Source organism: Nocardia otitidiscaviarum (genome assembly GCF_007362295.1).
GTDB lineage: Bacteria > Actinomycetota > Actinomycetes > Mycobacteriales > Mycobacteriaceae > Nocardia > Nocardia otitidiscaviarum.
On record NZ_CP041695.1, the window covers coordinates 7,224,240 to 7,244,900 of the forward strand.

The following is a 20,661-nucleotide window of genomic DNA, read 5'->3' on the forward strand; positions in this document are numbered from 1 at the left end:
GGGGGTGTGATCCGGGGATGGTTCGGGTTCGGCAGCGTTCACCCTTGTCGGCCTTCGTCTGGTGCGAATGGACATGCATACACGCGGCGGAGCTCGTTGTTCACGGCGGTCGCCGCGGCCCGCGCGCTCATTCGCCGCGGGCCGTCGGTGCCGTCGCCCGGGATCATCGCCCGCTGTCCATCCCCGTTACGGTGGTCGCATGGCCACCTCCGACGCGAGCAGCAGCGACAACCGTCCGACGGCGCTCATCACGGGTGCGAGCCGGGGGCTGGGGGCAGCCGTCGCGCGCGAACTCGCGCCCACGCATCGGTTGGTGCTGGGCGCGCGCACCGAGCGGTCGCTCGCTCCGATTCTGAGCGAATTGCCCGGTGCGACCGGATTTCCCGTGGAGCTCACCGACTACGAGGCTGTTGCCCGCGCGGCGGAACCGATCGAGCGGCTGGAGGTATTGGTCCACAATGCCGGGGTCGCCGACCTCGGCACCATAGCCGATTCCTCGGTGGCGCAGTGGCGGAACACCTTGGAGGCCAACCTGATCGCGGTCGCCGAGTTGACCAGGGTGTTGCTGCCCGCGCTGCGCGCCGCCAACGGGCATGTGGTGCTGATCAATTCGGGCGCCGGGCTGCGCGCCAATGCCGGATGGGGCGTGTACGCCGCGAGCAAGTTCGGGCTGCGCGCCTTCGCCGACGCGCTGCGACTGGAGGAGACCGCATTGCGCGTCACCTCGGTGCACCCCGGCCGGATCGACACCGATATGCAGCGCGAGATCGTGGCGGGGGAGGGCCGCGACTACCAGCCGCGCGAATTCCTGGAGCCCTCGACGGTGGCGCGCGCGGTGCGCACTGCCGTCGAGACCCCGCGCGACGCCCATCCCACCGAAATCGTGCTCCGCCCGATCCCGCGCTGAGGCCGCCTGCGGCCGCCGCACGCCAGCCCCGTCGTGCCCGAGCCCGCCGGGCCTCGGATCGAACCGTGCACCGGCATCTGACCGCTTCCGGAGTCGGTTGTGCGTAGCGGGTAGGCCGCGTGCCGGGTCGCCGTGCTGCCTGCGTCGTGTGCGGGCGCGACTGCGCGCCGAGCCGTGCCGGGGCGTCGGATCGAGTTGTGCGCTGGAGTCCGACCGGTGCCGTGCCCGTCGTATGTCAGGGGAGCGACCGTGCGGGGCCTGCGCCGTGCCGCGTCTGTCGTGCGCGGGGCGTGGCTGTGTGCCTGGACTGGGAGTGCCGGGTCTGTTGTGCGTGGGCGTAGCTACGCGCCCGTCTGTGGTGTGCCGGGTCCGATCGCGCGCTCGTTCGCGTCCGGTGCGGGTGGCGCGCGGTTCGCGCGACCGGCGCGGCTTGCCGACCGGGCCGCGCGTTGGTCGCGGTCGGGTGCCGATCAGGGCTATAACTGTGGGGTTGCTGGGGATGGCTCGATACTTCGGAGTGATCACGCGTATGGACCGACGTAATCTGCTCGGACTGCTCGCCGCGGGGACCGCGTACGCCCTGACCGGCTGCACGCGGGCGCACAGCGGCACGCCGGAGCTCAGGGTCGGCGACATCCCGGCGGTGCCCGCGCCGCCCCCGGCCGCCCCGCGCCCGCTGCCCGCGCCGCCGACCGGACCCAAGACGCCGATTCCGGCGGGCACCATCACCGCCCTGCCCGGCCCGGGCAGCAGTATGGCGCTCACCGTCGACGACGGCGCCAGCCCCGACGTGGTCGGCGCGTACATCAGGTTCGCCCGGGACACCGGCGCGCGCTTCACCTTCTTCGTGACCGCGTACTACGACTCCTGGATGGAGCACCGCCACACCCTGCGCCCCCTGGTGGAATCCGGCCAGATCCAGCTCGGCAACCACACCTGGGACCACGCCGACCTCACCGCCGTGTCCGGCACGGCCGCCGCCTCCCAACTCCAGCGCGCGAAGACCTTCCTGCGGGACAACTTCGGCGTCGACGGCACCCCGTACTACCGCCCACCCTTCGGCCGCCACAATGCCACCGTCGACCGCATCGCCGCCGATCTCGGCTACACCGTCCCCGTCATGTGGTACGGCTCCCTCTCCGACTCCGGCCTGATCACCGAGCAGTACCTGATCGAATGCGCCCACAAGTACTTCCAACCGCAGTCGATCGTCATCGGCCACGCCAACTTCCCCCCGGTCACCCGCTGCTACGGCCAGCTCACCGACATCATCCGGGAACGCAACCTGTCCATGGTGACCCTGAACGACGTGCTGCTGCCCCCGGTGTGACGGGTGCCGCGGTCGCTCGATGAACACGGGCGACCGCGGTCGTCGGCCGCCAGCGCCCGGGCTACTGGGAGAAGTGCTGACGCAGGGCCGTGAGGATGTCCTCGGGCTCGGCGCGCTGGCGGTAGTCACCGTCGGTGAAGGCATAGACGATAGTGCCGTCCGAGCCAATGACATAGGTGGCAGGGACGGGCAGCTCCCAGTCACCCGCGGAGAGGTCCGCGCCGACCGTCAGATAGTCGGCGCGGATCGCCTCGTCCACGGTGAAGAGCAGCCCGTAGTCGGCCGCGATCCGATTGCCGCCGTCGGAGAGCACGTCGAAGTCGAGCTCGTGCTTCTCGGTCATGGAGAGCGAATCATCTGGGGACTGTGGGGAAATGGCGACCAGGCGGGCACCGAGGGCTCGGAAGTCGTCGATCCTGGACTGCAATACGCGCAGTTCGAGATTGCAGTAGGGGCACCAGTTCCCACGGTAGAAGGTCAGTACCACCGGTCCGGAGCGCAGGGCGGCGGAGAGGGTGAACTCCGCGCCGGTCGCGCCCGGGAGGGTGAAATCGGGAGCTCGGTCCCCCACCTGTAGGGCCTTGTCGCCCAGCGGGCTGAGCTTTTCGGCATTGCGATGCAGTCGGGCGACCAGCTCCTCCGGTACCGTGCCGCGCATCTGCTCGTACATGCGAATTACCTGTTCCGCGTATGTATTTCCCATGGCGTAGACGCTATGCGGAGTGGTCAGCACGGACCATGACCCAGAAGCGCTGATACATAGCAGATCGTCTCATAGGATGAGCCGCATGGATGTGCTCACCGACGTACTCGCGGCAACCAAGGTCGGTGGGGCGGTGACCGCGCAGCTGCGGGCGGCCGCGCCCTGGGGCATTCAGCTCGACGATATGCCCAAGGCCGCCTTCCACGCCGTGGTGCGCGGCAGCTGCTGGATACGGCTGCCCGGCGAACGTCCGGTGCAGTTGGCGGCGGGGGATTTCACGCTGCTGCCCATGGGTTCGGGACATGCCCTGTGCAGTTCACCGGAGGTACCGCTGCTGCCGTTCGAGCGGATCGCGCCGTCGCCCGGCCAGCGCGTCATCCGGCTGCCCGGTGACGGCTGCGAGACCCGGGTCGTCTGCGGCTCTTACCGTTACGACGCCTACCCGGCGCATCCGCTGATGCGCCTGCTGCCGCCGCTGGTGCACCTGCCCGCCGACCAGTCGGCGGCCGGCCGCGAACTCGCCGACACGCTGCGCATGCTCACCGCCGAAATCGGTGAGGACCGGCCCGGCACCCAGACCGTCACCGACCGGCTCGTCGATGTGCTGTTCGTGCAGGCGCTGCGGGTCTGGACCGAGCACCGCGCCGAAGACGGGGCCTCCTGGCTCATGGCACTGCGCGATCCGGAGATCGCCAAGGCCATGGCGCTGCTGCACGAAAGCCCCGCTCGCCCTTGGACCGTGGAAGAACTCGCGGCCGAGGTCGGCGTCTCCCGCGCCACCCTCGCCCGCCGGTTCAGCGCCCTGGTCGGCGAACCGCCGCTGGCCTACCTGGCGCGCTGGCGCATGGAGCTGGCCGCCCGGCGGCTCCGCGACAGCGCGGACTCCGTCGCGGCCGTGGCGCACGGCGTCGGCTACGCCTCGGAGTTCGCCTTCTCCCGCGCCTTCAAGCGCCAGCACGGGCGATCACCGGCGGAATACCGCGCGGCGCAGCGACTCTGACGGCAGCGCCACCGGGTGTGGCCGAGCCCGGCCGTCCCAGCTGTCAGGCGACCACGTTGACCAGACGGCCCGGCACCACGATCACCTTGCGGGGTTCCTTGCCGCCCAGCAGTTCCGCGATCTTCTCGTCCGCCAGCGCCGCCGCCTGCACCGCCGCGTTGTCGGCGTCGGCGGGGACCGAGACGCGCGAGCGGACCTTGCCGTTGACCTGGATCGGGTACTCGACCGAATCCGCCACCAGCAGTGCGGGATCCGCGACCGGGAAGGGGCCGTGCGCCAGGGCGGTGGTGTGGCCCAGGCGCTCCCACAGTTCCTCGGCGACGTGCGGGGCCATCGGGGCCAGCATCAGCACCAGCGGTTCCGCCACCGAGCGCGGTGCGCCGTCGGGGTAGTGCTTGGTCAGATGGTTGGTCAGCTCGATCAGCTTCGCGCCCGCGGTGTTGTCGCGCAGATTGGCGTAGTCGTCGTCCACCCCGGCGATGGTCTTGTGCAGCAGTCGCAGCGTCTCGCCGGACGGTGCGGCGTCGGTGACCTTGGCCGCGCCGGTCTCCTCGTCCACCACCAGTCGCCACACCCGCTGCAGGAAGCGGTGCGCGCCGACGACGTCCTTGGTGGCCCAGGGCCGCGAGGTGTCCAGCGGACCCATGGACATCTCGTAGAAGCGGAAGGTGTCCGCGCCGTACAGATCGCACATCTCGTCGGGGGAGATGGCGTTCTTCAGCGACTTGCCGATCTTGCCGTACTCCTGGAAGACCTCGATCTCGGTGCCGGACTCGCCGTCGGCCGCAGGCGGCGTCCAGAAGAACTTGCCGTCCCGCTCCACCACTTCGGCGGCCGGGATGTAGGCACCGCGTTCGTCGGTGTAGGCGTACGCCTGGATGTAGCCCTGGTTGAACAGGCGGCGGTACGGCTCGGAGCCGGACACGTCACCCAGATCGAACAGCACCTTCTGCCAGAACCGCGCGTACAGCAGGTGCAGCACCGCGTGCTCCACACCACCCACGTACAGATCCACGCCGCCCGGATCCTTCGGGCCGTGGTCGGCGGTACGCGGTCCCAGCCAGTACTTCTCGTTCTCCGGCGCGCAGAACGCCTCGGCATTGGTGGGGTCGGCGTAGCGCAGCTGGTACCAGGAGCTGCCCGCCCAGTTGGGCATGACATTGGTGTCGCGGCGGTACCGCTTCGGGCCGTCGCCCAGATCCAGTTCCACGTGCACCCAGTCCGTGGCCTTGGCCAGCGGCGGCGACGGCTCGGAGTCGGCGTCGTCGGGGTCGAAGGTGACCGGTGCGAAGTCCTCGATCTCCGGCAGCGTCACCGGCAGCATGGATTCCGGCAGCGCGTGCGGCTGGCCGTCCTCGTCGTACACGATGGGGAAGGGCTCACCCCAGTAGCGCTGCCGCGCGAACAGCCAGTCCCGCAGCTTGTACTGGATCTTGCCGTGCCCGTGGCCGTCGGCCTCCAGCCGCTCGATGATGGCGGCCTTGGCGGCCTCCACGGTCATGCCGTCCAGCTCACCGGAGTTCACCAGCGGGCCGTCACCGGAGTACGCGCCCTGCGAGATGTCGCCGCCGGAGATGACCTCCACGATGGGCAGGCCGAAGGCGGTGGCGAATTCCCAGTCGCGCTGATCGTGGCCGGGCACCGCCATGATCGCGCCGGTGCCGTAGCCGCTCAGCACGTAATCGGCGATGAAGACGGGCACGCGCGCGCCGTTCACCGGATTGGTGGCGTACGAGCCCAGGAAGACGCCGGTCTTCTCCTTGTTCTCCTGCCGTTCCAGATCCGATTTGGCGGCGATCGACTTGCGGTAGGCCGCAACGGCTTCGGCGGGATTCGCGGAATCGAAGGTCCAGCGCGGATCGGTGCCCGCCGGGTAGTCGGCGGCGGTCAGCCGGTCCACCAGTTCGTGTTCGGGCGCCAGCACCACATAGGTCGCACCGAACAGGGTGTCGGGCCGGGTGGTGAACACCTCGATGGCGTCGCCCTCGCCCGCGGCGGTGTTCGCCTCGAACGTGACCTGCGCGCCCCGGGAACGCCCGATCCAGTTGCGCTGCATGGCCTTCACGTTCTCCGGCCAGTCCAGCTCGTCCAGATCGTCGACCAGGCGGTCGGAGTACGCGGTGATGCGCATCATCCACTGCCACAGGCGCTTACGGAACACCGGGAAGTTGCCGCGCTCGGAGCGGCCGTCGGCGGTGACCTCCTCGTTGGACAGCACCGTGCCCAGCCCCGGGCACCAGTTGACCACCGAATCGGTCTGGTAGACCAGGCGATACGAGTCGATCACGGCATTGCGCTCGGCGGCGGTCAGCTCGGCCCACTCGCGGCCGTCGGCGGACCGCGTGCCGCCCTCGAACTCCGCGATCAGCTCGTCGATCGGACGGGCCTTACCCAGCTTCTCGTCATACCAGGCGTTGTAGATGCGCAGGAAGATCCACTGCGTCCACCTGTAGTACTCGGGATCGGTGGTGGCGAAGGAGCGGCGGCGATCGTGGCCCAGACCCAGGCGATCCAGCTGCCGCTGCATGGTGGCGATATTCGACTCGGTGGTCACCCGCGGATGCGCGCCGGTCTGCACCGCGTACTGCTCGGCGGGCAGGCCGAAGGCGTCATAGCCCAGGGCGTGCAGCACATTCCGGCCGTGCATGCGGTGGTAGCGGGCGAAGACGTCGGTGGCGATGTAGCCCAGCGGGTGGCCGACATGCAGGCCAGCGCCCGAGGGGTAGGGGAACATGTCCTGGATGAACAGCTTGTCGGCCGGGGTGTCACCCGCCAGCGGGCCGACCGGATTGGGCGCGTGGAAGGTTCCGCGCTGCCGCCAGTTGTCCTGCCACTTGCGTTCGATCCGTCCCGCGAGGTCGGCGTTGTAGCGGTGTGCGGGCACGTCTCCGTTCCCGGCTTCGATGGTGCCGGTGCTGTCGGTCGCACGAGTGTCCTGCACGGTCCTGCCTTCTGCTCTAGCCGATCCCCGATAAGGTCGCTCACCAGGGTAAAGCGTGGCCCTCCCGCCGCCCAAAAAGGGTAGGACCGGTCGGTAGCGCACTGAGCCCCAGGTCACATACCGTGTCGACGCGCCGACCGGCCCGGCAGCGACCCGATGGCCCTGGGCTACGCTGCTGGAGTGTTCGTGGTGGCAATGATCCTGTTCGTGTTGGCGGCGGTCGCCGTCGTCACCGGGGTGCTCGGTCTGACCGGCACACTGCCCGGGAACCGTTACTTCGGGGTGCACACCGATGAGGCGCTGGCCTCGGAGGAAGCCTTTCGGCTGGCCAATCGGGTGGCCGGGCCCACGTCCATCGGGGCCGGGATCCTGCTGGCCGCGGGCGGGGTGGTGGCGCTGGTCGCCGGTGGTCTCGCCGCGATTCTGGTGCCGGTCGGCACGGTGGTGATCGCCTTCCTCACGCTGGGCGCGGGAGCCAATGCCGCCGCCCAGGCCATCGAGGGGCTGGCCCCGGCCGAGCAGGTCGGCGGCTGCGGCAGCGCCTGCGGGTCCTGCTCGCTGCGCGACGCCTGCGAACCCGCCGCGCACTGATTCCATCCGCCGCGTGCTGATACGAGCGAGGCTCTGACACCCCTGTCGCACCGTTCACACCGAACCGAGTTTCCCCTCGTCGCGACGCATCCGGCCGTGACCCTTTCTCGAGCCTGCGCGGCTCACAGCGGTTTACGCATCCAGATGTGCTCGATCCCCGCGTCCTCCCAGTCCGGCTCGCCGAAGGCCGCATAGCCGAGCCGTTCGTAGAAGCCCTGCGCCTGGGTCTGCGCGTGCAGTTCCACCGCGACCAAGCCTCGCTCGCGCGCCCGCTCCTCGATGGCACGCACCAGCGCCGCGCCCAAACCGGTGCCACGCGCCCGTTTCGCCACCGCCAGCCGTCCGAGTACGCCGACGTCGTCGCGGCGCGTCAGTCGTCCGGCCCCGATGGGCTCCCCGTCGAGGCGGGCCAGGAAGTGGTCGGCGGTCGCGTCGAGTTCGTCGAGTTCGATCTCCGCGGGCACGCCCTGCTCCTCGACGAATACCGCCATGCGAATGGCGTAGGCGTCGGCCCGGTCCCGCTCGCTGGCGACGGTGACGATCTCGATCATGGTGCCAGCATGCCGGAGTCGTCGTTCAGCGCGCGCAGGGCGGGGGAGGGATACCGCGCGACAGCGGACTTCCGGCCGGATTGACGTAGAGGACGGTCAATCGCAGCGGTTTCGCCCCGAGATTGCGCGCCAGATGCGCGTGTTCCGGTCCGCTGGGCTCTCGGAAGATGCGCCCGCGCCGATGGGTGAGCGGTACGCAATCGGTCCACGGGTGGTCGAGGTCGCCCCCGGTGACCAGCACGAACAGTGTGCCGTCGTGATAGTGCCAGCCGCTCTGGCCACCGGGTTCGACAATGGTCTGCCGCACGACGAACTCGCGCCCGGCGAGGGTGAAGCGAACCAGCTCGCGGCTGGCCGTCCCCGTCGCGGGCGCGGGATTCGGTCGGTACTCAGTGCTCGTCGTAATGCCCATCGTGTGCGGCGTGGCGGTGGCCGTCGTGAATGTAGTCCACATGGTCCCCGTGCGGCACGGCCACGTGGCCGCAGCCCTCGCCGTGGGCGTGCTCGTGGGCGTCGTGCGCGGCGTGCCCGGCGGGCTCGCATTCGTCGTAGTGCCCGTCGTGGGCGCGGTGCAGATGGCCGTCGTGGGCGTAGTCGGTGTGATCGCCGTGCGGTACGGCAACGTGCCCGCATTCGGGGCCGTGCTTGTGGTCGTGGGCTTCGTGAACTGCGTGAGCCATTGTCATCGAGGTTCCTTTCCGAAGCATTCCGGTCCTGTCAGCTAACTCATATTGACATTAGCACTCACGCATCATTTCAAACCTCCGCGACCGAGCGGTCCGACATTCGGGACTAATCTCGACCGGTGCGATTTCTCAGCAAGTTCTACATCGACGGGTTCATCCTGTCGATACTCGCGGTAGTCGTCCTGGCCACTGTCTTTCCGGCCCGGGGTGACGGCGCGGAGGTGGTGGGCTGGCTGACCAAAATTGCCATCGCATTGCTGTTCCTGCTGTACGGCGCGCGCCTGCACCCGCGGGAAGCGCTGGCCGGTCTCACCCACTGGCGTCTGCACCTCACCGTGCTGGCCTGCACCTTCGTGCTGTTCCCGCTGCTCGGCCTCGCCTCCCACGTGCTGGTCCCGACCGTGCTCACCGAGGACCTGTACACGGGTCTGCTCTTCCTGACCCTGGTGCCCTCCACCGTGCAGTCCTCCATCGCGTTCACCTCCATCGCCAGGGGCAATGTGGCGGGGGCCATCGTCAGCGCCACCCTGTCGAATCTGCTGGGCGTCTTCCTGACCCCGGCGCTGGTGATCCTGCTCATGAACACCACCGGCCAGGCCGAGGTCGATCCCGGCGCGATCGTGGACATCGTGCTGCAACTACTGGTGCCGTTCATCGCCGGACAGTTGCTGCGGCCCAAGATCTCCGGCTGGATGGTGCGCCACGCCGAATCCACCAAACTGGTGGACCGCGGCTCGATCCTGCTGGTGGTGTACAGCGCGTTCAGCGCGGGCATGGTGGAGGGCATCTGGCAGTCCATGTCGCCGTGGCGGATCGTCGGACTCACCGCCGTGTGCTGTGTGCTGCTGGCCATCGTGCTGGCGGCGACGGCCTTCGTGGGCGATCTCGCGAAGTTCGATCGGGCCGACCGGATCGTGGTGGTGTTCTGCGGTTCGAAGAAGAGCCTGGCAACGGGTCTGCCCATGGCCACGGTGCTCTTCGCGGGCGCGCCGGTCGGCCTGATCGTGCTGCCGCTCATGATCTTTCACCAGGTGCAGCTGATCACCTGCGCGGCCCTGGCGCAGCGGTGGGCGCGGACCGCCGACTGAGGTCGTCCGCCGCGCGCACGGTGCGGGCACGGATACTGTCCTCGGGCGAGAGCGGGCGGCGCGCCGCCCCCGGCCCGTGGGTGAGCGCCCGCAGCACCGCCCGTCCGGCCGCGGGCTCGCCGACCGCGATGCGCGCGCTGCCGTCCGGATAGCGTTTGGCCACGATCCCGGCCCGCGCCAGCGCGGCCGCGATATCGCTGCCCGGCAGATAGAGGAAGTTGCCGCTGCCGCGTGGAACCCGGATACCGCTGCGGCGCAGCCGGGTCCGCAGCAACTCCCGCTCGGTGGTGATGCGCAGCACCCGCATCGCGAGTTCGTCGGCCGCCGCGTAGGAGGCCGCCACCGCCGCCACCGCGCCGCTCGGCATCCCGAACGGCAGTTGCAGCCGCCGCACCCGCCGCATCAGTTCCTCGGACCCGAAGGCGTAGCCGACCCGCAGTCCGGCCAGCCCGTACGCCTTGGAGAAGGTGCGCAGCACGAGCAGGTTCGGATGTCGCCGGACCAGCTCGACCACGTCGAGAACATCGGCCGCCCCGAGGAATTCGACGTACGCCTCGTCCAGGATCACCGGTATCCGGGCGGGCACCGCGTGCAGGAACGCCTTCAGCTCACTGCCGGAGACCACGGTTCCGGTGGGATTGTGCGGGCGGCACACCGCCACCAGATCGGTGCGGTCGTCGATCGCCGCGGCCATCTCCCACAGCCGCTGCCGACCGGACGAATCCAGCGGTATGCCCACCGATTCCAGCCCGGTCATGGCCGCCATGATCGGGTAGCCGTCGAAGGTGGGCGTCGCGAACACCATGCGACGGCCGGGGGCGGCCAGGGTCTGCATGATCTGCATGGTCACCCCGGTGGCTCCGGTCCCGACCACCACCTGGTCCGGCGTCACCCCCACGTGCTCGGCGATGAGCCGCGGCAGCCGCCGCGGCTCGAACTCCGGGTACAGATTCGTGCGGGGCAGTTCCGCACTCAGCGCCCGCAGCACCGAAGGCAGTGGGGGAAAGGGATTCTCGCTCAGACTCAGGTCGTAGCGAACCGGTGCGCCACCCGGTTCCGGGGTGCCGGGCACCGGCAGCGCGGTCATCCGACCGCACCCCAGCGCACGGCCGCCGCGCCCGCGAAATCCCCGGCGTGGGCGAAGGCCGACATGAGCACCACCGATCCGGGCCGCAGCCGCCCCGCCCGCTGCTCCGTGTCGAGGGTGACGGGAATGGCGGCGGCGAACAGGTTTCCGCACTCGTCGAAGGTGTCGGGGTGACGTTCGGCCGGCAGTTCCAGGGCGTCGTGCCAGTTGCGCAGGAACAGCCGGTTCGGCTGATTGGTGACGAAGGTGTCGATATCGCGGCCCTTCACCCCGATGCGATCGCAGACCGCCAGCGCCACCTCGGGCACCAGCCGATTGCCGCGCGCGAACACCTTGGTGATCTTGGATTCGCTGAAGGTCACACAGCCCTGCCCCTCGCCCGGCTCCCAGTACTTGCGCTCGGAACCGGTGGAAAAGTCCATATCCCCGGCGAACTCGGGATACGTACGGCATTCGATACCCAGGATCGGCGCGCTGTTGTCCTTCACCAGCAGGCCCACGCCGCAGCCGTCGCCGGGCACCGGCGCCTGTGCCTTGCCGCGAATCTCGGACTGGGTGAAGACCGGCCCCGCGCAATTCTGGGTGGCGGCGATGAGCGCGGTGCGGGCGTCGGTGGCGCGCATCAGATCCCGCGCCAGCGACATCATGTGCACGAACGCCGCGCAGCCGCCGTTGTGCACGTCGATCACATGCTTGGGACGCATGCCCAGCCGCCGTGCGACCTCGGGACCGGCCCCCAGCACGGGGTTGTCCGGCAGCTGGGTATGGGTGAGCAGGATGTCGACGGACGAGATGTATTCGCGCCCATGGCGTTCGATGAGCGGCCCGACGGCGCGCTCCACCATGTCCACCGCCGTCTCGTCACGGCCGACGTGATGGCGGGCGCGCGGGGCGCGGAACATGACGTTCTTCGCCATCCGCTCCGAGCGGGAGAACCGGGTGAAGTACTCGGTGCCGACCGGGTCGCCGGGCAGATAGCTCGCCACGTCCACCAGGCTGACCGGTGGCAGTGCGAGCGCCGGGTCGGTGAAATCCACTGCGCTACCTCACTTCATCCAGTCGGGCTTGATCGGCAGGCCGTGCGCGGCACGGTATTCGCAGATCGCCTTGAGATTGTCGAGTTCGAGCTTGTGCCCGGCGGAGAACATCTCCCAGAAGTCACCCACCCAGACCGAGCGGCCCGGGGGCGCGGCCTCCGGATAGGGGTTCTCGTCGTAGAACGGGTGGCGGCAATTCGTCCACAGCACCACCGATCCCGGCTTGTTCAACACCACCTGGGCGTCGACCACCCGCATCAGGTAGATCATCCACAGGTGTTCGCCCTGATCCCAGGCACAGTGGTAGTCCACCGTCATGGCGTCCGGATTGGCGACGGTGCGGGTGTAGATCTTCGTATTCGGACCCAGCCGGTCGGCGGCCAGCCACAGCCCCGGCTCATCGGTCTCGGTGAAGCCGCGCAGACTGTAGGTCCACTCCTCCAGACTCCTGGTGTCCGCGAGGTATTCGTAGACCTCCCGGGGCGGCGCGGCGATGTAGTCCTGGACCGGACAGTACTGCCCGAAGATCTGATCGTGCGGGTACACCGACCGCAGCATGTCCATGATGATCGGCGTGGTGGCCTCCCGGTCGGAGTTCTCGATCCGCAGCACTCCGGGCACCACCTCCTCCGGAATATCGCTGAGAGCGGGCAGGGCGGTGGTCAAGGGAGCCTCCTCGATGCGGTCAGGAAGGGGGTGAACGGGGGCACCTCGTCCGGATCGCAGTCCACGGCCACGAACGAGGGTCCCGGGGTCTCGACGCACCGGCGCAGCGTCGCGGCCAGTTCGGCGAGGGTGGTGGGTCGGTGGGTGCGCAGGCCAGGGAACATGGCGGCCACGCCCGCGCCGATATCGGCGGGTTGAAAGCGGTTGTAGCTGTAGCGGTCTCCGTAGAAGAGCTGTTCGCGAGTGATGCACATGGCGTGCGCGTTGTTGTTGAGCACCACGAAGGTGATGGGCAGCCGGTGTTCGACGGCGGTGTGAATCTCCATGCCGTGCATGAAGAACGCGCCGTCTCCGGCGATGACGACGGTGTGCCGCACCTCGCCGTCGGCGCGGCGGCACCGGGCGAAGGCGGAACCGATCCCGGCTCCGAACGCGTACCCCATACCGCCCATACCCAGCGCGACGGTGAAGCGACCGCCGCGTGGCATACGCAGGTGGTGGACCACCGACGCACCGGTGTTGCCCGCGTCGGCGAAGACGTCCGTGCCGTCGGGCAGCGCGTCGTTGACGGTCTCGACGATGGCGCGATACCGCAGGCCGGGTCCGTCGGACGGTGGGACGTCGAGCGGGGTGAGCATGTTCACCCGCCACTCCGCGGCGGTCGTCGGCAATTCCGATCCGGAACCGCGCGGCACGTCCGTGGTCGCGGACTCGCTCGTCACAACATCGGATTGCCGTGCCGTCCGGCCGGGATCGCGGACGGCGGGTGCGGGATCGCCGATGGCGGAAGCGGAATCGCGGACGGCGGGTGCGGTTCCGCCGTTGGCGCGGGTGAGGTCGCCGTTGGGCTGGATGCGGCTGGGGCGGGTGAGATCGGTGCACAGGTCGGCGAGAGTGGCGGCCAGGTCGGTGGTGTGGGCGTGCAGGCCGGGCAGGAACGGCGGTTCGGCTCCGATACCGGCCAGCGTGACCGTGCCCAGCGCGTCCTCCAGCCCGGCCCGCGCCGTGATCGGCATCCGGGTGCCGACGAGCAGGCACAGCTCCGCCCGGTGCAGGGCGTCGAGCAGTTCGGGGTGCCCCATGCTGCCAGCCACCCCGCAGTATCCGGGCGCGTGGTGGTCGTAGACGTCCTTGGCGTCGGGCGCGACGCCGACGGAGGCGTCGAGCAGGCGTGCGAGCCGGGCCAATTCGTCGCGGGCGTCGTCGCGGGCGATCTGGTCACCGGCGATGATCACCACCTTGCCGGTGCTGCGGGCGGTGCGCAGCGCCCGCAGCACCCGCTCCAGCCCGTCGTGATCGCGGCGGTGCGCCCGTGCGGGCGGTTGGAATTCGGGCGGCGTCGACAGCTCGGCCTGCTGAATGTCCTTGGGCAGCAACAGCACCGCGGGGCCACCGGACCGGGCCGCCGCCACCGCGTCGTGCAGCTGGGCCGGGAGGTCGGCGGGGGATTCGACGCGCGCGCAGTAGCGGGTGAGGGGTGAGAACAACCGCACGGCGTCGAATGCCCCCGCTCGACCGCTGGAGTCCTGGAAGGCGCCCCTGCCTTCCAGGACCGTCGGGGGCTGCCCGACGAGCGCGAGGACGGGAACCCGGGAGGCGAAGGATTCGGCCAGTCCGGCGACCAGGTTCACCGCGCCGCCGCCGGAGGTCGCGACGACCACGCCGAGTCCGGCGGTGGAGCGGGCGTAGCCGTCGGCCATGGTGGCGGCGGAGAATTCGTGTTTGGCCACCACGGCGGTGAGCGGTGCGCGATCGTCGGCGGCATCCGGGCCGATGGACGCGTTGTGGTCGAATACGGCGTCGTAGAGGTCTTCGATATTCGCGCCGTCCACGCCGAACAGATGCCGGATCCCCAGTCGCGAAACGGCTCGAACCAGGTAGTCGGCGACCCGGGCCCCGCTGTCCATACACGTTCCTCTCGATGCCGGCGGGCTGCCGAGAGCCGGTGCCCGCCGCGTGTAGGGAGATACGGAGCTGATCTGCGAGTGGTTCAACCCTGCACTATCGGCGGTCCGACCGGGGCGGGGAAGCAGGGTCTTGTGTGTACGTATACGTCTACGTATAGTGAAGTCATGCCGAACAAGACGATCTATGTATCCGATGACGACCTGACGCTGTTCAGCCGTGCTCAGGAGCTGGTCGGCGGCAATCTGTCCGGTGCGATCGTGACGGCGCTGCGTCGCTACATCGAACTGGAGGAGGGCCGACTCGAAGGTTTCGAGGAGATTGTGCTCCCCGTGGGGCACAACGGAGTGCGCCAGGTCCGCTTCTCCGGTGCGCTGCTCGGTGAATGGCGCGACATGAACGACACCGTCGCACAGCAGCACGTGCGGGTGTACCGCAGCCGTAAGGGAAAGTTCGTCGCCCACGAGCATGTCGCCAAATGGGACGACATGGTCACCGGATCGCTGAAGGACATGAAGAGCTGGCGACGCATGTTCGGCGTCGGTGACCCGGACTGGGGTGACTACAACCTGACGATCGTGGACGACATCGAGGAGCTGCGGGGGCTGATCCCCGACCAGCTGTTCCGACGCGTCGCCGATATCGCCGACCGGCCGCCGGTGGAGGACCTCGACATCTGAGTCGAGACGTCCCTCCCTCAACCGAATAGCGAACGCGACAAACCTTGACCGGCCCACCGGGCTGTCACGGCCTACCTGACCCATGCGTTTATTCGTATCCATTTATCTGAACAATGAGAGAGGCGCCCATGACCGCCGCACACCGCACCCCGGCCATCCTGGCCGACGGCCTGTGCAAATCCTTCGGTGAACACATCGTGCTCGATCGGATAGACCTCCAGGTCCCCGAGGGCACCATCTTCGCCCTGCTCGGCCCCAATGGCGCGGGCAAGACCACCACCGTGCGCATCCTCGCCACCCTGCTGCGTCCCGACGGCGGCGCGGTCACCGTCGACGGGTACGACCTCGCGACCGAGCCCGCCGGAGTGCGCTCGGCCATCGGCGTGACCGGCCAGTTCGCCGCGGTGGACGAACTACTCACCGGCCGCGAGAACCTGCTGCTCATGGGCGATCTGCACCATCTGCCGCGAAGCGAGAGCACCGCCATCGCCGACGAACTGCTGCGCCGCTTCGATCTCGAGGAAGCCGCCGACAAACCCGCGAGCAGCTACTCCGGCGGTATGACCCGCCGCCTGGACCTGGCCATGACCCTGGTCGGCGGTCCGCGCATCATCTTCCTCGACGAGCCCACCGTCGGACTGGATCCGCGCAGCCGCCGCGTGGTCTGGGAGATCGTGCGCGACCTGGTCGCGGGTGGCGTCACCGTCCTGCTCACCACGCAGTACCTGGAGGAAGCCGATCAGTTGGCCGATCGCATCGCGGTGCTGCACGGCGGCCGCATCGTCGCGGAGGGCACCGCGGACGAACTCAAGCGCCTCGTCCCCGGCGGCTACATCCGCCTCGACTTCGCCGACCGGGACGGACTGACCGCCGCGGCCCGGGTGTTCGGTGGGGCCGCACAGGTCAATGGCGACCTGACCCTCGCGATTCCCAGCGACGGCGGTGTTCGTTCGGTGCGCGAGGTGCTGGACCGCCTCGACGCCGAGCGCATCGAACCCGAGGGACTGTCCGTGCACACTCCCGATCTCGACGACGTCTTCCTCGCCCTGACCGGCTCCGAACCGGCCGACACCGACCGCGCCGACACCGACCGCATCGAACAGGAGATCGTGCGATGAGCACCGTGACGACCACGACCCGGACCTATGACACCAGATCGCACGGCATCGCCGACACCACCACGATGCTGCGCCGAAATCTGCTGCACGCCAAACGCTATCCCGGGCTGACCGCGAATGTCGTGCTCATGCCGATCATTCTGCTGTTGATGTTCAACTACATCTTCGGCGGTGCCCTGAAAACGTCCACCGGAGACGCGAAGTACATCAGCTACCTGGCCCCCGGCATGATGCTGATGGTTCCGGCCTTCGTCTGCGCGGGCTTGGCCGTGATGGTGGCCAGCGATATGACCAAGGGCATCGTCAGCCGCTTCCGGTCCATGTCCATCTCCCAGTCGGCCATGCTCAACGGCCAGGTCATCGGCACCGCCGTGCAGGCGCTGCTCGGCGTGATCGCCATGACCCTGGTGGCCTTCGCCGTCGGCTTCCGGACGAATGCGAACCCGCTGGAATGGCTCGCGGCCCTGGGACTGATCCTGCTCGTGACCATCGCCCTGAACTGGCTGGCCGTCGGCATCGGCTTGGTCGCCCAGACTCCCGAGAGCGCGGGCAATCTACCCCTGCCCATCACCATGCTGCCCTTCCTCGGCAGCGGTCTGGTGCCCACCGACACCATGCCCGCCGGGGTGCGGCAGTTCGCCGAGTATCAACCCTTCTCGCCGATCACCGAAACCCTGCGCGGTCTGCTCATGGGCACCGAGATCGGTAAGAACGGCATCCTGGCCATCGCCTGGTGCGTGGCCCTCGCGGTGCTCGGCTACCTCTGGTCCAATTCGATGTTCCGCAAGCGCGCCAACTGACCGACCGAGCGAAACCTTCTGCCGTGGCAGGGGGTTTCGCTTTGTTCGCTCACGGTTCGAGCACCGCCGACAGCAGCACCCGCCCCGCGTCGTCGCGCACCTCGATGGTCCGCAACCGGTCCGGGGGCACGGAAGTCGTTCCGTCCGGGGTGAATTCCTGTCCGGGCGCGGCGGTCCACTCCGCCAGCTTGGACTCGGTGCCGTCCGTGCGCACCACCCACAGCGACAGCCGCCACTGATAGGCGTAGTCGCTGGCCGCGTAGGCGCACCACATGTCCACGCGCGATTCCCCGTTCACCGCGAGCAGTTCGAAGGTCGCGGTGATCGGGATCGGGTCCGGTGATTCCAGCGGCCCCTGCGCCACCACCTGCTGGACGGGCGCGGTAGCGCGGTCGGTGACCGCGGCCGTCACCGGCACCGCGATCAGCACCGCCGCGGCGGCGGCCGCGAGCGCGCCGCCGATGGACCACAGCCGGGCGCGGCGCTGCTCCCGGCGCGCCCGCGCGGCCAGGCCGGACAGCAGTCGATCCGGTGGCGGCGGCACGGTATCCGCGGGCGTGTCCGCGGTGGCGACGGCCTCGGCGGTCTCGGCGGTCACGAGCGCGAGCAGTCCGGGCAGCCCCGCCAGTTCGGTCACCGCCGCGCGGCAGTGGTCACATCCGGCCAGGTGTTCCTCGTAGTCGCGGCGTTCGGCACGGGTGAGCGCGCCCAGGACATACGGTCCGTCCCAGGTTTCGTAGGCAGCGCAGGGCTCCCGTCCCGCAACCGTTTCCGTCACTTGGTCACCCCCATCTCCTGTAGCGCCAGCCGGAGCGCCCGCATCCCGTAGTGCATGCGGGACTTCACCGTTCCTTCCGGGATATCCAGTTCCGCGGCGATCTGATGCGTCGACAGCCCGCGGTAGTAGGCGCGCACGATCACCGCCCTGTGGTCCGGACTGAGCCGCGCCAGGGCGTCGGCCACCAGCCAGCCGTCCAGCGCGCGGTCGGCCTGATCCGCCACCGGCTGCTCCGGCGGATGGTCCATCCGGAACTCCCGTCGATTGCGGGCACTGCGGTACTCGTCCACCGCCAGATGCCGGGCGACCGTGAACAGCCAGGCACGGGCCGAATGCGTGGACTGATCCAGCACGGCGGGCCGCTGCCAGGCACGCAGCAGGGTCTCCTGCACGATGTCCTCGGCACGGCCCGGATCGCCGACGAGTCCGTAGGTGTAGCGCCACAGTGCCGTGGCGTGCTCGTCATAGAGCACCCGCAGCAGTTCGGCCTGTTCCTCGGGCATCGGATGCACCTCCCGCTACCGTTCACTCGAGTATCGGTGATGCTCAGTGATCCGGGCATTTCCGCCCGGAGGTCCCTGTACCGCCAGGGGCGGTCGTCGGGTAGACGTTTCACTGGCGACTGCCCACCGGGTGGGTCTGACATCGCCTCCACGTCCACGTTTCACCTCACCCGGCCACTCCGGGAAGAGGGTATACACCTGATCAGCGAGATTGCGGGCGGCATTGACATCCCGATCCAGGACCAGCCCACAGAACTCGCATTCGAACACCCGCACATGCAGAGGCAGCTTGGTTTTCACTGCCTTGCAACCGCAACAGGTCTTGCTCGACGGATACCAGCGCTCCGCGACGGCGAACACGCTGCCCCGCCAGGCGGTCTTGTAGCCGAGTTGATGGCGCAGGGTCGCGAACCCGGCATCGGCGATCGCGCGGGAGAGTCGCCGGTTGCGCAGTATCCCGGCAACGTGCAGGTCCTCCACCCCGATCGCACCATAAGCTCCGGTGAGGTGGCTGGTGAGCTGGTGGAGACTGTCGCGGCGGGCGTCGGCCACCCGATACTGGACCCGGTTACGGGTGCGGTTGGCGCGATGCCAGCGCGCCGACCCGGTGAACCCGCTACGCCGGTCCGGACCCCGCCGCCGCGACACCCGCCGCGACTCGCGCCGAAGCCGCGCCAGGTGCCTGGTGAGGTGTTTCGGGTTCGGGTGCGCGATACCGTCACTGGTGACGGCGAGGGTCTTGACACCCAGATCGACCCCGACCGCCGTGCCGGACAGGCGGGGTGGCGGGTCACAGCGGTCGACCTCGCAGGTGAACACCACCCACCAGCGGCGGCGTTCCCGCTTGATGGTCGCGGCCATGATCCGCGCGGTCCCCGCCTCGATCCGCCGTGCCAGCTTGCGGGTGGATTCGTGGGTTTTGACCGGGCCGATCACCGGCAGCACCACCCGCGTGCGGCCCTCGAGCCGGATGGTGCCGGTGGTGAACCGCACCGACCCCACCGCATCCCCCCTACGGCGCTTGAACCGGGGGAAGCCCATCGGTTTCCCCGCCCGCCGTCCGCTCCGGGAGGCCGACCAGTTCTTCAGTGCCGCCGCCAGATCCGCGGTCGCCGACGCATACGCTTCCTTCGAATACTCGCTCCACCACGGCATCCCGGTGTCGCGATCGACCGCGACGGTGTTCTTGCGCCGGTTCCAGTCCTTGCGCAGTCCGTAGGCCGACCAGTTCAGCGCGGGCGTCAATGCGTCGCCGGTCAGGCCGTAGCTGGTTTCGGCGGTGCGTTGGTCGAGGACTGCTTTCACTCTCGCGAGCATGTGGTTGTAGGCGAATCGTGCCGCGCCGCAGTGCCCGAACAGGGCGGCGGTGGCCGTCGTGTTCGGGTCCAGCGCGTACTTGTAGGCCTGCACCACCCGCACACCCGGTGACCCTAGCGGGCACCACCGACAAGTCAGCCGACCCGCACGGAGCCGGCCCCACCCGGCAGAGACCCCCCACACTACACAAACACTGACGAACGCTTGGATTCACCTATACCCGCTGCAACTGTTGCGACCCCGTCCACGACGCGGACCGGCCGCGGGTTCAGATCAATTGCGCTCCACCTCGATCGGATGGGTCGCCAACAGGGACAGCGGCAGCGGCTGGCGGCGCAGCACCTGCGCCCACAGATCGCCGCGGCCCGCGATGGGATCGCTCGGCAGCGCCGACAGCACGATCCAGTCCCCGCGGTCCAATTCGCCCTCCAGCTGTCCGAAGGTCCAGCCCGCATAGCCCGCGAACACTCTCAGGCCCTCCACCAGCGGCGCGATCACCTCGGGATCGGAGTCCAGATCCACCAGCGCCACGCGCCCGTCCACTCTGCGCAAACCCGGCACCTCGGTGACCGGGGTGCCCACCTTCACCAGGGCCAGGCACAGGGCGGCGTCGCGTTTCACCGGGCCGCCGATGTACAGCGCGCGCGGTGCCGCCGCCACATCGGCCCAGTTCGGCAGCACGTCGTGTACCGCGGTGTCGCTGGGCCGGTTCAACACGACGCCCAGACTGCCCGCGTCGTTGTGCTCGATGATGTACACGACGGTGCGCCGGAACGACGGTTCCACCAGGTCGGTCGCGGACACCAGCAGTGTGCCCGGCCGAACCACCTGATCCTCGTGCCGGGATTCGCGTCGAGAACGATCGCCGTGTTCCTCTGCGCGTGCCACCTCGACATCATCGCACCGCTACCCCCCGATTGGCTCGGTTTGTTTTGGTCAAGGGCCCATATCGGGGAGTGCGGCGGGGGCAAAC

21 protein-coding genes are annotated in these 20,661 nt (G+C 69.0%); 8 read left to right on the plus strand and 13 right to left on the minus strand.

Features of this window, described 5'->3' with window-relative positions:
• Nucleotides 1–199 precede the first annotated feature (199 nt).
• Together FOH10_RS32530 and FOH10_RS32535 are read left to right on the plus strand one after the other, a co-directional pair.
• Nucleotides 200–907 carry an SDR family oxidoreductase gene (locus FOH10_RS32530; RefSeq protein ID WP_143983503.1) on the plus strand — a complete coding sequence of 236 codons (708 nt, stop codon included), beginning with the start codon at nucleotides 200–202 and terminating at the stop codon, nucleotides 905–907.
• 529 nt (nucleotides 908–1,436) lie between these two features.
• Nucleotides 1,437–2,237, plus strand: a complete 801-nt coding sequence (locus tag FOH10_RS32535; protein WP_143983504.1) for a polysaccharide deacetylase family protein — start codon at nucleotides 1,437–1,439, stop codon at nucleotides 2,235–2,237.
• Nucleotides 2,238–2,298: 61 nt separating this feature from the next.
• On the opposite strand, the gene FOH10_RS32540 is transcribed toward FOH10_RS32535, so the two are convergent.
• Nucleotides 2,299–2,940, minus strand: coding sequence for a peroxiredoxin-like family protein (locus FOH10_RS32540; RefSeq protein WP_143983505.1), 642 nt, complete (start codon nucleotides 2,938–2,940; stop codon nucleotides 2,299–2,301).
• Between the two features lie 85 nt (nucleotides 2,941–3,025).
• On the opposite strand from FOH10_RS32540, the gene FOH10_RS32545 reads away from it, so the two are divergent.
• Nucleotides 3,026–3,940 (plus strand): AraC family transcriptional regulator, encoded by a 915-nt coding sequence (locus tag FOH10_RS32545; protein WP_143983506.1) that lies wholly within the window; start codon nucleotides 3,026–3,028, stop codon nucleotides 3,938–3,940.
• A 43-nt stretch (nucleotides 3,941–3,983) separates the two neighbouring features.
• Here FOH10_RS32545 and leuS read toward each other — a convergent pair whose 3' ends face one another.
• Nucleotides 3,984–6,881, minus strand: coding sequence for a leucine--tRNA ligase (gene leuS, locus FOH10_RS32550; RefSeq protein WP_143983507.1), 2,898 nt, complete (start codon nucleotides 6,879–6,881; stop codon nucleotides 3,984–3,986).
• Between the two features lie 180 nt (nucleotides 6,882–7,061).
• On the opposite strand from leuS, the gene FOH10_RS32555 reads away from it, so the two are divergent.
• Nucleotides 7,062–7,472 (plus strand): SdpI family protein, encoded by a 411-nt coding sequence (locus FOH10_RS32555; protein WP_143983508.1) that lies wholly within the window; start codon nucleotides 7,062–7,064, stop codon nucleotides 7,470–7,472.
• A 122-nt stretch (nucleotides 7,473–7,594) separates the two neighbouring features.
• On the opposite strand, the gene FOH10_RS32560 is transcribed toward FOH10_RS32555, so the two are convergent.
• From FOH10_RS32560 to FOH10_RS32570, 3 genes are read right to left on the minus strand one after another with little or no spacing between them, the layout of a single operon-like run.
• Nucleotides 7,595–8,023, minus strand: coding sequence for a GNAT family N-acetyltransferase (locus FOH10_RS32560; protein WP_143983509.1), 429 nt, complete (start codon nucleotides 8,021–8,023; stop codon nucleotides 7,595–7,597).
• A 25-nt stretch (nucleotides 8,024–8,048) separates the two neighbouring features.
• A complete protein-coding gene (locus FOH10_RS32565; RefSeq protein ID WP_143983510.1) occupies nucleotides 8,049–8,435 on the minus strand; it encodes a cupin domain-containing protein in 387 nt (128 codons plus the stop codon).
• Complete coding sequence (locus FOH10_RS32570) at nucleotides 8,413–8,703, minus strand: hypothetical protein (protein WP_200881382.1); 291 nt, start codon at nucleotides 8,701–8,703, stop codon at nucleotides 8,413–8,415. Before FOH10_RS32570 ends, FOH10_RS32565 begins: the two co-directional genes overlap by 23 nt.
• Before the next feature lie 125 nt (nucleotides 8,704–8,828).
• On the opposite strand from FOH10_RS32570, the gene FOH10_RS32575 reads away from it, so the two are divergent.
• Nucleotides 8,829–9,797 carry a bile acid:sodium symporter family protein gene (locus FOH10_RS32575; protein ID WP_143983511.1) on the plus strand — a complete coding sequence of 323 codons (969 nt, stop codon included), beginning with the start codon at nucleotides 8,829–8,831 and terminating at the stop codon, nucleotides 9,795–9,797.
• Here FOH10_RS32575 and FOH10_RS32580 read toward each other — a convergent pair.
• From FOH10_RS32580 to FOH10_RS32595, 4 genes are read right to left on the minus strand one after another with little or no spacing between them, the layout of a single operon-like run.
• The gene (locus FOH10_RS32580) at nucleotides 9,751–10,884 is read right to left on the minus strand and encodes an aminotransferase class I/II-fold pyridoxal phosphate-dependent enzyme (protein ID WP_143983512.1); all 1,134 of its coding nucleotides are present in this window, start codon (nucleotides 10,882–10,884) and stop codon (nucleotides 9,751–9,753) included. The genes FOH10_RS32575 and FOH10_RS32580 overlap by 47 nt on opposite strands.
• A complete protein-coding gene (locus FOH10_RS32585; RefSeq protein WP_186000945.1) occupies nucleotides 10,881–11,894 on the minus strand; it encodes a 3-oxoacyl-ACP synthase III family protein in 1,014 nt (337 codons plus the stop codon). The genes FOH10_RS32580 and FOH10_RS32585 overlap by 4 nt, the downstream gene beginning before the upstream one ends.
• A 36-nt stretch (nucleotides 11,895–11,930) precedes the next feature.
• On the minus strand, nucleotides 11,931–12,587 hold the full coding sequence (locus FOH10_RS32590) for an SRPBCC family protein (RefSeq protein WP_143983514.1): 657 nt from the start codon (nucleotides 12,585–12,587) through the stop codon (nucleotides 11,931–11,933).
• Complete coding sequence (locus tag FOH10_RS32595; protein ID WP_143983515.1) at nucleotides 12,584–14,494, minus strand: thiamine pyrophosphate-binding protein; 1,911 nt, start codon at nucleotides 14,492–14,494, stop codon at nucleotides 12,584–12,586. Before FOH10_RS32595 ends, FOH10_RS32590 begins: the two co-directional genes overlap by 4 nt.
• A gap of 165 nt (nucleotides 14,495–14,659) precedes the next feature.
• Here FOH10_RS32595 and FOH10_RS32600 point away from each other — a divergent pair, with 165 nt between their 5' ends.
• From FOH10_RS32600 to FOH10_RS32610, 3 genes are all read left to right on the plus strand, one after another.
• Nucleotides 14,660–15,172 carry an EXLDI protein gene (locus tag FOH10_RS32600; protein WP_029930301.1) on the plus strand — a complete coding sequence of 171 codons (513 nt, stop codon included), beginning with the start codon at nucleotides 14,660–14,662 and terminating at the stop codon, nucleotides 15,170–15,172.
• A 128-nt stretch (nucleotides 15,173–15,300) separates the two neighbouring features.
• Complete coding sequence (locus FOH10_RS32605; RefSeq protein WP_143983516.1) at nucleotides 15,301–16,290, plus strand: ATP-binding cassette domain-containing protein; 990 nt, start codon at nucleotides 15,301–15,303, stop codon at nucleotides 16,288–16,290.
• Nucleotides 16,287–17,090: an ABC transporter permease gene (locus FOH10_RS32610; RefSeq protein WP_143983517.1), complete on the plus strand. Its 804-nt coding sequence runs from the start codon at nucleotides 16,287–16,289 to the stop codon at nucleotides 17,088–17,090. The genes FOH10_RS32605 and FOH10_RS32610 overlap by 4 nt, the downstream gene beginning before the upstream one ends.
• Nucleotides 17,091–17,139: 49 nt before the next feature.
• On the opposite strand, the gene FOH10_RS32615 is transcribed toward FOH10_RS32610, so the two are convergent.
• The 4 genes from FOH10_RS32615 to FOH10_RS32630 all read right to left on the minus strand — a co-directional run bounded on the left by FOH10_RS32615 (nucleotide 17,140) and on the right by FOH10_RS32630 (nucleotide 20,576).
• Complete coding sequence (locus tag FOH10_RS32615; protein WP_143983518.1) at nucleotides 17,140–17,868, minus strand: zf-HC2 domain-containing protein; 729 nt, start codon at nucleotides 17,866–17,868, stop codon at nucleotides 17,140–17,142.
• Nucleotides 17,865–18,371 (minus strand): sigma-70 family RNA polymerase sigma factor, encoded by a 507-nt coding sequence (locus FOH10_RS32620; protein WP_039818106.1) that lies wholly within the window; start codon nucleotides 18,369–18,371, stop codon nucleotides 17,865–17,867. Before FOH10_RS32620 ends, FOH10_RS32615 begins: the two co-directional genes overlap by 4 nt.
• A 15-nt stretch (nucleotides 18,372–18,386) precedes the next feature.
• Nucleotides 18,387–19,790, minus strand: a complete 1,404-nt coding sequence (tnpB, locus tag FOH10_RS32625) for an IS607 family element RNA-guided endonuclease TnpB (RefSeq protein WP_221937903.1) — start codon at nucleotides 19,788–19,790, stop codon at nucleotides 18,387–18,389.
• Nucleotides 19,791–19,961: 171 nt separating this feature from the next.
• Nucleotides 19,962–20,576 (minus strand): YqgE/AlgH family protein, encoded by a 615-nt coding sequence (locus tag FOH10_RS32630; protein WP_039818104.1) that lies wholly within the window; start codon nucleotides 20,574–20,576, stop codon nucleotides 19,962–19,964.
• Between the last annotated feature and the right edge of the window lie 85 nt (nucleotides 20,577–20,661).